The following is a 13,443-nucleotide window of genomic DNA, read 5'->3' on the forward strand; positions in this document are numbered from 1 at the left end:
AGGCCGTGATGAATGAGCACCGGGGCAACGCCCAGTGATGGAGGGCCCGTTGGGAGCAGTACGCAGACTGGTGGACGCCGATACCGGCGAAGCCGTCCCATATGCGCCCTACGCCTTCTCCGGCGGTCACACGCAGGTCGACAAGGCCAGGGTGGAAGCGATCACGGAGAGCAAGGAGTTCACGCCGAGCCAGAAGTTCCTGGTGCTCTGGTGGATCGGTGTCTCCCCTGAAGGCATGGCGCCGCTCAGGGCCACCGGCGCGGACATCGCCAGGCGTGTCGGGATGACCGCCGATGCTGTCGGCAAGATCAACCGGAAGCTGCTCAAGAGGCGCATCCTGGTCGAGCGCGGACGCATCGGCAACTACAAGCTCTACCGGATCAGCCCGTACATTGCTTATCACGGACCCGGGATCGAGCAGCGGGAAGCAATCAAGACCTGCAACCCGCCAGACATCCCCGGCTTCGACAACACGACCCCTGCAATGTGGGAGGCCCAGTGAACAACGACGACAAGCAGAAGCTCCTGGACGTCCTCCACCGCACCTCCGGTATGACCGCCAACCAGCGCCTGGTCGTGATGCTCTACGCGATGCACCCCACCGACCGGGCCGGCGCCGTCATTGAGACCGGCGCGAATCTGGCGAAGCTCGTCGGCATGTCCCCAACCGTGTTCTCCCGCACCCGGCGCCAGGTCGTCGAGACCGGCTGGCTTGAGGAATCTGAACGGCTCGCCCACATCAGTTACTACCGACTCAGCCCCAAGGCCACCGGCGAGGACGTCGTCATCCCCCTGCGCCGGGCAACCTGATCGGTCCCACGAAGCACGGCTCATGTACGTGAGGTCAATGAGTACCGCTCTCAGGAGCGGTACTCATTGACCTCACGTACATGAGCCGCCGTGCCAGAACCAGCTGGCTGGCCACTTCTCAGGCAGTGACACCAAGTTCCCTACGGGTCTGCTGGATGAACTCGCGCGCGGCGGGCTCATGTCGCCAGGGGATAGGGGCCGTGTAAGTCCTCCGCCTCGGCCACGATTACATCGACGGTCCCGTCACCGCTGTCCAGGACGCCGACCTGCTGCTGCACCTCACCGAGTGGCCTCAGTTCAGCGACCCCGACTCGAACCTGCTCGTCACCCGAGCAAGATCTGCCGGGCGACTGCCCACTTCAGGCAGCGTTTGATCTCGCGGCTGGTCTTGCCCTCGCCGGTGCGCCGCTCGGGTATGCCTTGGTCGGGGCGTGGTGCTGCAGCCGGGAGAGCACGATGGTGTGCAGCGCGCGGTTGAGATCGACGGCCGCGGCACCGTCAACGCCAACACCTGGCGTCAGGCCAGATGGACCTACCGAGCCCTCGGCCGCCCCCAACACGCGAGACCGAGGGCAACAGGGACGGAAGAGGCCCATCTTCAAACGAGCGAGGAACGAACCCGCAGACGGCCAGTCCATCCCCAGGGGCGGGCCGCCTTCTGCTGCTGCCCGGTCTTCGCTCGACCGATCGTCAACACATTGGAGCCCGAGTGACTGCCGTCCCCCACGGCATGAGGAGCGGCCAACACCGGGGCGATGACAGGGATCTGTGCATAGGCACAGAGCAACTTGTCGATTTCGGCGCCTACTTCGGCAACTCTGTGACCTGGATCGTCCCAAGTGTCAGGAGTTAAAACCCAGTAGCCGCTGGGAATTTAGCTGCCCGGACCGTAATCTCACGACTACACATCTGTGTTTTCCCAGCTTGACCACGCTGCGTCGAGCGCCCAGCGCTACGCGGTATGCCCACACACACGACTCGCTAGCACCAACCTACGGGGAGGCATCGTGAAGCGCGCCGATGGACCGACGGCCTATGCCGCCATTCGCTACCGAAACCGGCTCGCTGCGTCAGGCGTTGCTCTGATCGCCCTTCTGGTCCTGACGGCGTGCAGTTCCTCAGGTGATGACGACAAGTCGGACGAGGCTGCGGAACCCACGCCGAAGGCGTCCAGCGCAATAGAGGAGAGCACGCCTCCGACGGCTGCGCCTGACCCCGAGGATGCCGAGAAGAAGGCAGTGACGGAGGCCTACTCCCGCATGTGGGACGAGCAGGTGAAGGCCTATGCCAAGGCAGATCCGGAGGGAACCAAGCTGTCGACGTACAGCGTGGCGGGTGCCTGGGCGCAGACGAAGAACGATCTCAAGGGCCTCAAAGCAAAGGGAATCGTCGCCGCTGGGGCTCCCGGCCATCAGGTCAAGGTGACCGAGATCAAGCCGGACAAGAAGGTGCCATGGGCAGAGTTGACCGACTGTCTGGACGTCACTGACTGGAAGTACGTCTATCGCAAGTCCGGCAAGGCCGTCCCGATGCCTGAGGACAGGCTGAAGAGCTACGTCATGAAGGTCCAAGCCGAGAAGTGGGGGAAGCAGTGGAAGATCATCGACGCCAAGCCGCAGGACCACGCCTGCTGACGGCTTTCCTCGGCGCAGCGGCCGTACTCACTCTGCTGCCTACTGCGGCTACTGCCCAGCCCGTCGAAGGCGGCGGCTGTTCGTCCGTCGGTCTCGTCATCAGGTGCGAGGCCAGCACGGACAGCAAACCGCCGAGCGGAGGGGACGGTGCCGGTCGGCAAAGCCACGCTCGCGGCGGCAAACCTCCCGAGTGTGTGGTGGAGCGTCTGGAAGAGCAGCCGCCGCCAGGTAGCACGTGGTACCCGGGGAAAGGCAAGACCGCGTACACACGAACCTGCAAGGGAGAGGACGGCCGGAACGGCTCGACCGTTGGCCTGGCGATCGAAGACGGCGAAGAGCCTCCTCAGATTGACCCGGCAGTCGTTGCACAACAAGCCGTGGACCAGATGAAGCTCGTTGGCCCCGATATCGCGAGTCCGCGTGCGGCTGGGAAGTACGTCGTGGGGGTGCCCATGTGGTTGTGGGTGAACAAGACGCCGACGACGTTCGGGCCGAATACGGCGACGGCGACGGCGGGCGGGGTGACGGTCACGGCGACCGCGAAGGTCAAGAAGATCGTTTGGCGGATGGGGGACGGCGCCACGGTGACGTGTGCCGGTCCGGGGACGCCCTACAAGGAGTCGTATGGCGGGCGGGAGTCGCCGACCTGCGGTCACCGCTACACCAAGACCTCGGCGAAGGCCGCGGGCGGCAAGTTCGCGCTGACGGCCACTTCGACGTGGGCGATCGACTGGCAAGTCACCGGCGATGGCGGTGAGTCGGGCGAGTTGACCGAGGTCCGTCAGAGTCAGGCTCAGGTGGCGGTCGGTGAAGTACAGGTCGTCGGCTAGCCCGGAAAGGGATGGAACGTGAGCAAGACGAAAGCCCCCGCAGGGCCTGCCGTGAACGGCATCCCGGCGCAGGGGCAGCCTGCCGCACCGGTTGCGCCTCCGCGGGTCTCCGCACGCCGCCGCAGGCCAGGGCTGATCGCCCTGTCTCTGGCGCTGATCGCCGCGGGCGGCGCGGGCGTTGTGGTCCTGGTCCTGCAGACCGGCCACCGCACCGAGGTCGTCACGGTGACGCGGGACGTCCAGGTCGGCGAGGTGATCACCGAGGCGGACCTGGGGCAGGCGTCCATGGCGCTGGACCCGGCAGTCAAGGCCGTGACGGTGGATGAGCGCGACGAGGTGGTCGGCAAGCGAGCCGCGGTGCAGCTGCGGCCCGGATCGCTGCTTGCCCCCTCGCAGGTGACGTCCCGTTCGCTGGTGAGGGCCGGGGAACAGGTGGTGCCGATCGGCCTGAAGCCCGAGCAGGTGCCCGCCACCGCGCTGGCACCCGGGCAAAAGGTCCGCCTGGTGCATGTTCCGGCCCAGGGCGAGGAGGTGCCGGCGAAGGAGTCCCAGATGCCGGAATCGGTGTCGGCCCGGGTGGTCAAGGCGGGCAAGGCGGCTCCGGGGACCGGGGTGGTCGTTGTCGACGTCGCCGCCAAGGCCGATCAGGCCCCGCGGCTGGCCGCGTGGGTCTCCTCCGAGACCGTGCGGCTCGTGCTCGATGCGCCGGGCGGCCCGAAGTGAGTGTGATTGCGCTTGCCGGGTGCAGCGGGTCGCCGGGGGTGACGACGAGCGCGCTGGCCCTGTTGCTGTCCTGGCCGCTGCAGCCGGGGCGCCGGATGGTGCTCGCCGAGTGCGACCCGGACGGCAGCGCCGTCCTGTACGGGCTGCTGCAGGGCAGTGTCGGTGACCGCTACGGGCTGCGGAACCTGGCCGTGGCCTCGCGTAAGGGCGAGCTGGTCGAAGCGTTCTGGCGGCAGCTGATCGATGTGAGTGCCGAGGACGGCACGGAGTCGCCGCGGAACCGCGTGATCCTGCCCGGTGTAACCGATCCCGCCCAGTCGGCCGGGCTCGGTCCGGCGTGGAAGCTCCTCTCCCGGCTGTTTAACGAGATCGGGAATCAGTCCGTGGACAACCATGACGTGCTGATCGACCTCGGCCGCAGCGGCGCGTTCGGTCCCTCGGCGGTGCTCGCGCAGCGCGCGGACGCGCTGCTCGTCGTGGTGCGCAACACGCTGCGCTCCGTACAGGCGGCGCAGTCGCGGGTGGAGGCGCTGGAGGAGAAGGTCGGCAACGTCGGCGTGCTGATGATCGAGGAGGGCCCGTATCCGGCGGGGGAGGTGCAGCGGCTGCTGAAGGTCCCGGTGGTGGCCACGTTGCCATATGCGCCCCGGGAGGCGAAGGTGCTGTCGGACGGGGTCGAGCAGCCCCGTCATTTCACCAAGTCCGCCCTGATGAAGGCGGCCCGCTCGGCGAGCACGGTCCTGGAGCAGCGGGCCGCGCTGCGCCGCGCCCGACTCGATCCCCGCAACGGCCCGGGGGAGGTGGCGGCCCATGCGCGGTAAGCCGGTACACGACGATCCGACGGTGCGCCCACAGCCAGGCACTCCCGCGCTGAGCGCACGGCTGCAGGCGCAGGTGAACGGCCGCGCGGCCGCCGTTTCGGCCACGAGCGTGCCCGCCCCCAGCACCGGGGTGCCGCAGATCGTCCCGGACTACAAGGTGGCCCAGGCCATCAAGACGCAGGTCGCCCGGAAGCGGGAGGAACTCCTCAAGTCCGAGCCGACGCTGGATCGGGCCAGTGAGGAACAGCGCTGCCTGGGCTGGATCAATGAGCAGGTGGCGCTGTGGTCGAACGCCGCGGCCGCCGAGCGGGGGATCAGCCCGACCGCGGCCGAGGACGACGCGCTGCGGCGCCTGGTGTACGACCTGCTGTTCCGCGCGGGCCGGCTGCAGCCCTACCTCGACGACCCGCGGGTCGAGGACATCTTCATCAACGGGCCCGATGACGTGTGGCTCGACTACGGCGACGGCGAGCGCCGCAAGGTCGGTGCGATCGCCGACTCCGAGGAGGAGCTCCTGGAGCTGCTGCGCGAGCTCGCCCGCGACTCCGGCCACGGCGAGCGGACGATCTCCACCGCGAGCCCGCTGCTCGCGCTCTCCCTGAAGGACGGCTCGCGGCTGCAGGCCATCACGGATGTGAGCCCGATGACGTACGCGGTGATCCGCCGTCACCGGGTCCAGGACGCGGACCTGGACGGCATGATCGAGCTCGGCACGATCGACCCGATCCTGGCCGAGTTCCTGCGGGCCTGCGTGAAGGCCGAGAAGAACGTGATCATTGCCGGGAAGCAGAAAGCCGGCAAGACCTCCCTGCTGCGCTCACTGCTCAAGGAACTCGACCCGGAGGAGCGGTTCGCCACCATCCAGACCGAGGACGAGCTCTTCGCCCACCAGAACGGGCACCACCGCCAGGCGATTTCCCTGGTGGCCCGCGAGGGCAACGGCGAAGTCGGCGCCAATGGCCGCAGCGCGGGCGAGGTCACGCTGTTGGACCTGATGCACCCTGCGCTGCGCATGTCCCTGGAGCGCATGGTCGTCGGCGAGGTCCGCGGCCCCGAAGTCGTCGCCATGATGCAGGCGTTGACCAACGGGGCGGGCGGCAACCTGTGCACCATCCACGCGCGCCGCCCCGACATCGTCTTCGACCGGATCGCCGAGCTCTACGCGCTCGCCCAGGGCAACCTGTCCGAACAACTCGCCTACCGGCAGATCGCCAACGGCCTGGACTTCATCGTCTTCGTCTCGATGATCGACGAGACGAAGATCGGCGGCAGGCGGCACCGGTTCGTCTCCCACATCGTGGAGATCACCGGGGTCGGGGAGTCGGGCCGCCCGGCCACCAACGACATCTTCGCCCCCAACCAAAAGATCGGCGAGGAGCGGGCCGTGCCCACCGGCACGCACCCCGAGTGCATCGACGAGCTGCGCCGCGTCGGCTTCAACTCTGAGCTGCTGCAGCACACCTATGGGCAGTGGGCGCTGCCGCTGCCGCTGAAGGTGGTGAGCAGCGCGTGACGATGCTGTGGGCCCTGCTCAGCGGCATGACGCTCATGGCCGGACTGTCTGCTCTGGTCTGGGGCGTGGTGGGCACCACCGAGCCGGTACGGGACCGGCGCGCCAGCTGGCCCGCCCGGAGCCTTGCGGCGTGGAGCGCGGGGTCGCAGGAGGCGAGGATGCGGCGCCGGACGCAGGCGGTGGCGGCGGTCGTGCTGTGGCTGGGCATCTGGATCGTCACCGGGAACTTCGTGGCCGGGCTCCTGATCGGCACGGCGGTCATCGGCGTGCCCGCCCTCCTGGCTCCGGCCCACGCCACGAAGGCACGCATCAGCCAGCTGGAGGGCCTGAGCGAATGGACCCAGCGCCTGGCCGGACTGCTGCGGCTGGGCATGGGCCTGGAACAGGCGATGATCACCAGTCGGAAGGGTGCCCCGGAGGAACTCACCGAGCAGATTGGCACCCTCGCGGACCGGCTGAACATGGGATGGCGGCCCGAAGAGGCCCTGCGCGCGTTCGGTGACGAGCTCGACGACATCACCGCTGACAAGATCGTCGCGGCGCTCATCCTGTCCGTCGCCGACCGCGGCCCCGGACTGGCCCAGGCCCTGGAGGACCTGGCCGCCACGGTCCGCGCCGAGGTCACCCAGAAACGCGACACGGAAGCGGCCCGCGAGAAGCCCCGCACCACCACCCGGTGGATGACCCTGATCACCCTCGGCGTGATCGTCGCCGGGTTCTTCGTCCCCTCCTACACCGCCCCGTACTCGACGCTGCTCGGTCAGCTGGTGCTGGCCCTGCTGACGGCCGGGTTCGTCGGCACGCTCGCGCTGATGCGGCACCTGGCCCACTACCGGCGCATTCCGCGCTTCCTCAGCCGCGATACGCGCAGCACCGTGCGCCTGCCCGCCCCCGCCACGGCGCCCGAGCACGAGAAGGCGGCCGCATGAACCTCACGCCCATGATCCTGACCGGCGCCGCGGTCGGCGGCGGGATCGCGCTGCTCACCCGCGAACTGCTGCGCCCGCAGCCCGCCTTGGCCGCCGCCCTGCAGCGCACCGACCAGAGCGCTCTGGCTGCGGGTGCCGAGCCGGTCCTGGACCGCGACGAGGTATGGGGCCGCTGGCTGCTGGCCCGCCTGGAGCGCCTGCCCGGCGTGCGGATCCCGACCCAGAACCTGGCCCTGCTGGGCCAGGGGCCGGGCCGTTTCATGCTGCTGAAAACCTCGCTGGCCGCGCTCGGGCTGCTGTGCCCGGTCCTGGTCACCATCCCCTGGATCATCGCGGGCATCGCTGTGCCGTTGTACGTGCCCGCCTTGGTCGGGCTGCTCGTGGCCGGACTGCTGTGGATCACCCCGGACCTGTCGGTGCGCGACCAGGCCAAGCGGGCCCGCGAGGAGTTCGCCCACGCGATGGCCGCCTACCTCGAACTCGTCGCCCTGAAGCGGGCCTCGGACGCTGGGCCCACCACGGCCCTGGAGAAGGCTGCCGAGGTCGGCCGCGGCTGGCCCTTCGTCTACGTCCAGGGCGCCCTGTCGCGGGCACGGCTGGAGAAGATCCCGCCGTGGCAGGCGCTGACCGACCTGCGCGACGAGTACGACCTGCCCGTCCTGGGCGACATCGCCGAGATCATGCGCGGCTCGTCCACCGACGGCGCCGCCGTCTACAAGCAACTGCGGGCGCGCAGCGCCGCCCTCAACCCCGAACTCCTCGCCGCGCAGACCGCGGAGGCGAACGCCGCCAGCGAGAAGATGACCGCCCCCGGCGCACTCCTCGCCGTCCAGGTCATGTTGTTGATGGCGTTCCCCGCAGTCATCCGCATGCTGACCACCTGAAGCAGCCCAGGACAGGGAGACAGATGACCAACAACAGTGATCGTCCCGTGGGCGCTCAAGCTGCCATCGACCGCAGTAACGCCGCGTTCGTCACCGGGGACGTGGATGCAGCCGCCGATGAGCTGATCACGGCTCTGCGACAGACCACGGCCGCCGACCGCGACCAGCTGATGGCCACCATGCTGCAGACCCTCAGGGACCGGGCAGCATCGGACTGACACAGAGCCCGGGGCGCGCACCTACTGAGGCATGCGCCCCGTGACCATTCAGGGGCCAGAGACGGCTCTGTCCCCTCGCCCCATCCCCACCCACCTTGGAGCTGACGCCCGATGAGATACACCGCCCTCCGCACCTACCAGGCCGTGCGCGCGCTCGCCGCCCACGCCGAGGCCCGGCTGGAGGAGGCCCGCAAGCGCCCGGACCAGGGCGACATCAGCATCACCACGGTCATCATCTGGGTGGCCTCCATCACCGGCGCGCTGCTCATCGCCGGGACGATCGCGGTAGTGATCGCCAAGTACAACGGCAAGCTGAGCGGCATCTGATGCACCGGCGTATACCGCAGCCCGCGGCCTGGGGACGCGGCCGCGACTGGCGGGATGACCGGGGGGATGCGTCCATCCAGATGGCGATCGTCTACCCGTTCGTCCTGCTCGTCACGGTCGCCGTGATCCAGGCCTCGATGTGGTACTACGCCCGCGAGATCGCGCTCACCGCGGCCCGCGAGGGCGTCAGCGCGGCCCGCTCCTACCAGGCCGGACCCGGCGACGGGGCGCAGCGCGCCCGCGAAGTCCTCAGCCGCACGGCGGGCGACAGCCTGCTCGGAGCCAGCGTCTCGACTGCGAGCAGCACCGGCGAGCGCATCCGGGTCCAGGTCTCGGGGACGGCGCAGTCGATGCTGCCGCTCGTACCCGGCCTGCGTATCACGCAGTCGGCGTCCGGGCCGGTGGAGCGCTGGACGGCCCCAGGGGAGTGAAGTCGGTGTTCCACAGAGCCCGTTGTGCCCCGCGTGATGCGGGAAGCGCCGCGATCGAGGCGGCGATCGTCCTGCCGGGGCTGCTCGTCTTCCTGTGCATGGCGATCGCCGGCGGCCGCCTGGTCATGTCCGGATCCAAGGTCGACGCGGCGGCCCAGGATGCGGCCCGGGAGGCGTCCATTCACCGCACCGTGGCCTCCGCGCAGGACGCCGCGCGCACGGCGGCGACCGAGTCCCTGAACGACCAGGGCATCACCTGCGCCAACACCAGCGTCACGGTCGACACCAGCGGCCTGAACGTGCCCATCGGTCAGGTGGCCACGGTGTCCGCGACCGTGCGCTGCACCGTCAATCTCTCGGATCTTCTCCTTCCTGGCGTCCCTGGTGCCCGGACGCAGGAAGCGACCGCGACGTCGGTCGTTGATCAGTACCGGCAGAGGGGCTGACCATGACCCGTGGAACACGCCGCCTCGATGACCGGGGCGGTGTCACCGTCTTCGTGGCCATCTGCGTCCTCGCGCTGCTCGGCATCATCGGCCTGGCCGTCGACGGCGGCGGCAAAATGCGCGCGGTCGAGCGCGTCGACTTCATCGCCACCGAAGCCGCGCGCGCCGGCGGGCAGGCCATCGACCTCGGGCAGGTCGTCCCCGGCAAGGCCGTCACGGTCGACCCGCAGGCCGCCCAAGCCGCCGCCCAGGCCTACCTGTCCGCCGCCGACACCGCCGGGACCGCCACCGTGTCCGCCGACGGCAAGACCTTGACGGTCACCACCCGGGGCACCTACGACACGAAGTTCCTGTCGGCCGCGGGCATCGGCTCGTTGAGCGTGACCGGCCACGGCAAGGCCAGCCTCCTGCACGGCGTCACCACACCCGAAGGACCGTGATGCGCACCCACGCCCCCACCGGCCCCGGCCGCACCCCCACCGCAGTCCTGCGCGCCCTGGCCAGCCTCGCCGTCCTGGCGGCCGCCGTCGCAGGCCTGCCGCTCCTGCTCATCAAGGTCACCCCCGTGGTGTGGGACACCAGCCACGACGACCTGGCCCACCTCCTCGACCGGCAGGACACCGGCAGCGCCTTCCTGCTGCTCCTCGTCGCCATCGCCTGGATCGGCTGGGCACAGTTCACCTTCTGCACCCTGCGGGAGATCCCGGCCCAACTGCGCGGCCACACCTGGCGCGCCCCGCGCGGCCTGGGCTCCTCCCAACGCCTCGCAGCAGTCCTGATCGGCAGCATCCTGGTGCTGCTGCCCACCGGCACCGCCCTGGCCAATCCCGCCACCGCCGCCCCGGCCGCAACCGCCACCCTTCACCCCGAACAAGCCCGGCAAACACCCGATGAGCAGTCGACGGCGCCCACCACGCGCGACACTGCCGACGACACAACCCCCACCTATACCGTCCGGGATGTCCGTCCGGCCGAGAGCCTGTGGAGCATCGCCGAGACCCAGCTCGGCGACGGCGAACGCTGGCGCGAAATCGCCGCGTTGAACGAAGGCCGCACCATGGCCGACGGCAGCACCTTCCACGCCAGCGCCTTCCTGCAGCCCGGCTGGCAGCTCCGCATCCCCACCCCCACGGCGCCCGAGAGGGCCGCCGCTGCTCCGCAGGGCGAGCACACCGAGGCCACGGTCGGCTCCGGTGACACGCTGTGGAAGATCGCCGAGGAGCAGCTGGGCGACGGCACAAAATACCGGGCGATCTTCGAAGCGAACCGTGGCGCCTCGCAGCCCGGCGGGACCACGCTCACCGACCCGGACGACATCCGCGTCGGCCTGAAGCTGGACATCCCGCAACCCGCCGCGCCCACGAAGCCCGACAAGACGCCTGAGATTGCGAAGCCGGACACTGCTCCGCCCGGCGGCAACGACGACCAGACCTCGAAGGCGCCGCCAGAGGATCCCAAAGACAACGGCCGCGACCAGCCGGCGCCATCCGCTCCCGACACGGCAAAGCCGGAAAGGCCGTCCGCCTCCACGCCTCCCTCGCAGCCCAACACTCCCGAGCCGAGCCAGACGGCCCCCGTGAAACCGCAGCCCGATCGGAGCGAGGCACCGCAGAGGCAGAACTCCGCCGAGGCCTCAGAGGAGGACGACGAGCCAGTGGTCGGCGTACGCGCCGCCGCAGGTATCGGGATGCTCCTGGCGGGCTGCCTGATCGCCGCCGTGGGCATCAAACGTCTGCTGCAGCGCCGCCGTCGGCGGCCGGGAGAGACGATCGCCATGCCCGAACACCCCGCCCGCCTGGAGCACGTCCTGGGGGCCAGCAGCGAACCGGGCAGCGTGGACCTCCTGGACCGGGCGCTGCGTACCCTGGCCCACGGCGCCACCGAGCAGCACACCGCACTGCCCCAGATTCGTGGGGCGCGCGTGACCTCCCGCACCGTCGAACTCCTCCTCGACACCGACACAGCGCCCGGCCAGGCCCTCGCGCCGTTCACCACAGCCGGTGCACACCGGTGGAAGCTGGATGAGACACAAGCTCTCCTGGACCCCACCGAAGCCCGAGACGTTCCGGCCCCCTACCCGGGACTGGTCACCCTGGGCAGCGATCCGGACGGGAGCCACCTCCTCCTCAACCTGCCGACTGTCCGCGTGCTGTTGCTCGACGGAGAGCCCGAGGCTGTCCGTGACACCGCCCGTGTCCTGGCGCTGGAGGCCGCGACCAGTGCCTGGAGCGACCATGCCGAGGTCCTCACCCTCGACCTGGGCACCGAACTGCCCGCCCTGCTGCCCCAAGGCCGCTTGCGTATCGTGCCGCACCTGCGGGCTGCCCAGAGCGAGCTCGGCGAACTCCTTCTGGAACATCACCAGCACGCACACGACGCGGACGACGACATGGTCCCGCTACCGTGGCTGCTGCTCTGCGCCGCCCAAGTCCATCCTGCCGACGCGCGACACCTGGCCGACGCCCTCGCCGCGGCAGGGGACCTGCCTCTCGCCCTCGTCCTGCCTGCCCAGGGCGCGAGCGAGGCCTTCCCCCACGCCGTGCGCCTGACCGTCGGTACCCGGCAGCCCCAGCACGTCGAGGCCCTGAGTAGCGACCTGATCCTGCAGACGCTGACCGACGAGGACTACCAGTTGCTCCTCGAGGTCCTGCACACCGCCGAACAGCCGCCCCAGCCCGCCGAAGGCCCTTGGACGAAGGTGGCCCCCAGCCCGCTCATTCCACCCGATGTACCCCACCGGCCCCGACCGGAGCCGCACGTCGCCGGACTGACAGCTGTCCCCGACATCCCGGAGGCACCGTTCACCGCACTGACCGCCTCCCCCGAGGCCGTCTCACCCGGATCCACCCCGCCCTTCACCTCCCTCGCCGCACAGCACACTCCAGAGCGCGACCACGACGGTGGAGACCCGACTCGCCTGGAGCCGGCAGCCGCGGACAGCGAGCCGGAGAACCCCACGCGGGACGAGAGCGCCGATGCCCCCGCAGACCCGAACGCCCCGGAAGTCTGCGTGCTCGGGCCGGTCACCGTCACCGGCGTCCAGGCCTCCAAGCACGGCTTCAAACTCGCCCTGCTCGCCGCCCTCCTGCACTTCAAGCCGGACGGCTGCACCATGGACACCGCCCGGGAAGCCATGAACCCGGCCGCCCCCTGGAGCAAACAGACCCTCCAAGTCCGCATCTCCGAACTGCGCAACCGCCTGGGCGCGGATACGGACGGCAACCTCTACCTGCCCAAAACCCGAAACGGCCTCTATCAGCTCTCACCCAAGGTCCGCTCGGACTGGCAGCGTTTCCAGCAACTGGCCGCGCACGGCCTCTTGAAGGGCCCCGCCAGCGGCGTCGCCGACCTGGAGGCCGCACTCGGACTCGTCCGCGGCCGCCCCTTCGACGGCGCCGACATCACCTGGGCCGCCGCCCGCATACAGGAAATGCTCGTCCGCATCACCGACGTCGCCCACACCCTGGCCACCTGGCACCGCACCGCATCCCGCCCCGACCTGGACGCCGCCCGCCGCGCCGTACGCATCGGCTTGGACGTCGATGACAGCGCCGAACTCCTCTACCAGGACTGGATGCTCATCGAGGACCAGGCCCACAACCACACCGGGGTCACCGCCGCATTCGAGGCCCTCCGCAGCGTCAATAGGCTGCTCGACGTCGGCATGGAACCCGAGACAGAACAGATCTACGACACGATCATGAGCCGCAGCGCGTAACCGCCACTCAAGATGACCTTGCGCTCATTCGCGGTCTGCCAGGCCGTGGTCAGCAGCTGTGCCAACCGTGAATGGGTGTGAGGGCGTCAAATCGGGTAGTAGGGCCAGGCCTCGGACGTCGTCACAGCAGCGTCCGTCAGCCTGGCCTGGCCGTGACGT

At 69.5% G+C, this 13,443-nt stretch carries 15 protein-coding genes; all 15 read left to right on the top strand.

Annotated features, from left to right (window positions below; genetic code table 11):
* Window positions 1–49 precede the first annotated feature (49 nt).
* The 15 genes from ACZ4D5_RS41880 to ACZ4D5_RS41950 all read left to right on the top strand — a co-directional run bounded on the left by ACZ4D5_RS41880 (window position 50) and on the right by ACZ4D5_RS41950 (window position 13,284).
* Window positions 50–502 carry a MarR family transcriptional regulator gene (locus ACZ4D5_RS41880; protein ID WP_467777779.1) on the top strand — a complete coding sequence of 151 codons (453 nt, stop codon included), beginning with the start codon at window positions 50–52 and terminating at the stop codon, window positions 500–502.
* Window positions 499–810 (top strand): replication initiation protein, RepL2, encoded by a 312-nt coding sequence (locus ACZ4D5_RS41885; protein ID WP_467777780.1) that lies wholly within the window; start codon window positions 499–501, stop codon window positions 808–810. The genes ACZ4D5_RS41880 and ACZ4D5_RS41885 overlap by 4 nt, the downstream gene beginning before the upstream one ends.
* A gap of 1,007 nt (window positions 811–1,817) precedes the next feature.
* On the top strand, window positions 1,818–2,444 hold the full coding sequence (locus ACZ4D5_RS41890; RefSeq protein ID WP_467777781.1) for a hypothetical protein: 627 nt from the start codon (window positions 1,818–1,820) through the stop codon (window positions 2,442–2,444).
* Window positions 2,445–2,638: 194 nt separating this feature from the next.
* Window positions 2,639–3,274, top strand: coding sequence for an ATP/GTP-binding protein (locus ACZ4D5_RS41895; protein WP_467777782.1), 636 nt, complete (start codon window positions 2,639–2,641; stop codon window positions 3,272–3,274).
* 18 nt (window positions 3,275–3,292) lie between these two features.
* On the top strand, window positions 3,293–3,997 hold the full coding sequence (locus ACZ4D5_RS41900) for an SAF domain-containing protein (protein WP_467777783.1): 705 nt from the start codon (window positions 3,293–3,295) through the stop codon (window positions 3,995–3,997).
* A complete protein-coding gene (locus ACZ4D5_RS41905) occupies window positions 3,994–4,818 on the top strand; it encodes a hypothetical protein (RefSeq protein WP_467777784.1) in 825 nt (274 codons plus the stop codon). Before ACZ4D5_RS41900 ends, ACZ4D5_RS41905 begins: the two co-directional genes overlap by 4 nt.
* Window positions 4,808–6,331: a CpaF family protein gene (locus tag ACZ4D5_RS41910; protein WP_467777785.1), complete on the top strand. Its 1,524-nt coding sequence runs from the start codon at window positions 4,808–4,810 to the stop codon at window positions 6,329–6,331. The genes ACZ4D5_RS41905 and ACZ4D5_RS41910 overlap by 11 nt, the downstream gene beginning before the upstream one ends.
* A complete protein-coding gene (locus ACZ4D5_RS41915) occupies window positions 6,328–7,260 on the top strand; it encodes a type II secretion system F family protein (protein ID WP_467777786.1) in 933 nt (310 codons plus the stop codon). The genes ACZ4D5_RS41910 and ACZ4D5_RS41915 overlap by 4 nt, the downstream gene beginning before the upstream one ends.
* Complete coding sequence (locus ACZ4D5_RS41920) at window positions 7,257–8,144, top strand: hypothetical protein (protein ID WP_467777787.1); 888 nt, start codon at window positions 7,257–7,259, stop codon at window positions 8,142–8,144. Before ACZ4D5_RS41915 ends, ACZ4D5_RS41920 begins: the two co-directional genes overlap by 4 nt.
* A gap of 23 nt (window positions 8,145–8,167) precedes the next feature.
* Window positions 8,168–8,362: a hypothetical protein gene (locus ACZ4D5_RS41925; RefSeq protein WP_467777788.1), complete on the top strand. Its 195-nt coding sequence runs from the start codon at window positions 8,168–8,170 to the stop codon at window positions 8,360–8,362.
* Window positions 8,363–8,473: 111 nt separating this feature from the next.
* The gene (locus ACZ4D5_RS41930) at window positions 8,474–8,689 is read left to right on the top strand and encodes a hypothetical protein (protein WP_467777789.1); all 216 of its coding nucleotides are present in this window, start codon (window positions 8,474–8,476) and stop codon (window positions 8,687–8,689) included.
* Window positions 8,689–9,120: a TadE family protein gene (locus ACZ4D5_RS41935; RefSeq protein WP_467777790.1), complete on the top strand. Its 432-nt coding sequence runs from the start codon at window positions 8,689–8,691 to the stop codon at window positions 9,118–9,120. Before ACZ4D5_RS41930 ends, ACZ4D5_RS41935 begins: the two co-directional genes overlap by 1 nt.
* Before the next feature lie 5 nt (window positions 9,121–9,125).
* Window positions 9,126–9,566: a TadE/TadG family type IV pilus assembly protein gene (locus tag ACZ4D5_RS41940; RefSeq protein WP_467777791.1), complete on the top strand. Its 441-nt coding sequence runs from the start codon at window positions 9,126–9,128 to the stop codon at window positions 9,564–9,566.
* A gap of 2 nt (window positions 9,567–9,568) precedes the next feature.
* A complete protein-coding gene (locus tag ACZ4D5_RS41945) occupies window positions 9,569–10,006 on the top strand; it encodes a pilus assembly protein TadG-related protein (RefSeq protein WP_467777792.1) in 438 nt (145 codons plus the stop codon).
* Window positions 10,006–13,284: a LysM peptidoglycan-binding domain-containing protein gene (locus ACZ4D5_RS41950; protein ID WP_467777793.1), complete on the top strand. Its 3,279-nt coding sequence runs from the start codon at window positions 10,006–10,008 to the stop codon at window positions 13,282–13,284. Before ACZ4D5_RS41945 ends, ACZ4D5_RS41950 begins: the two co-directional genes overlap by 1 nt.
* Window positions 13,285–13,443 lie beyond the last annotated feature (159 nt).

Source organism: Streptomyces sp. NPDC025651 (genome assembly GCF_055558735.1).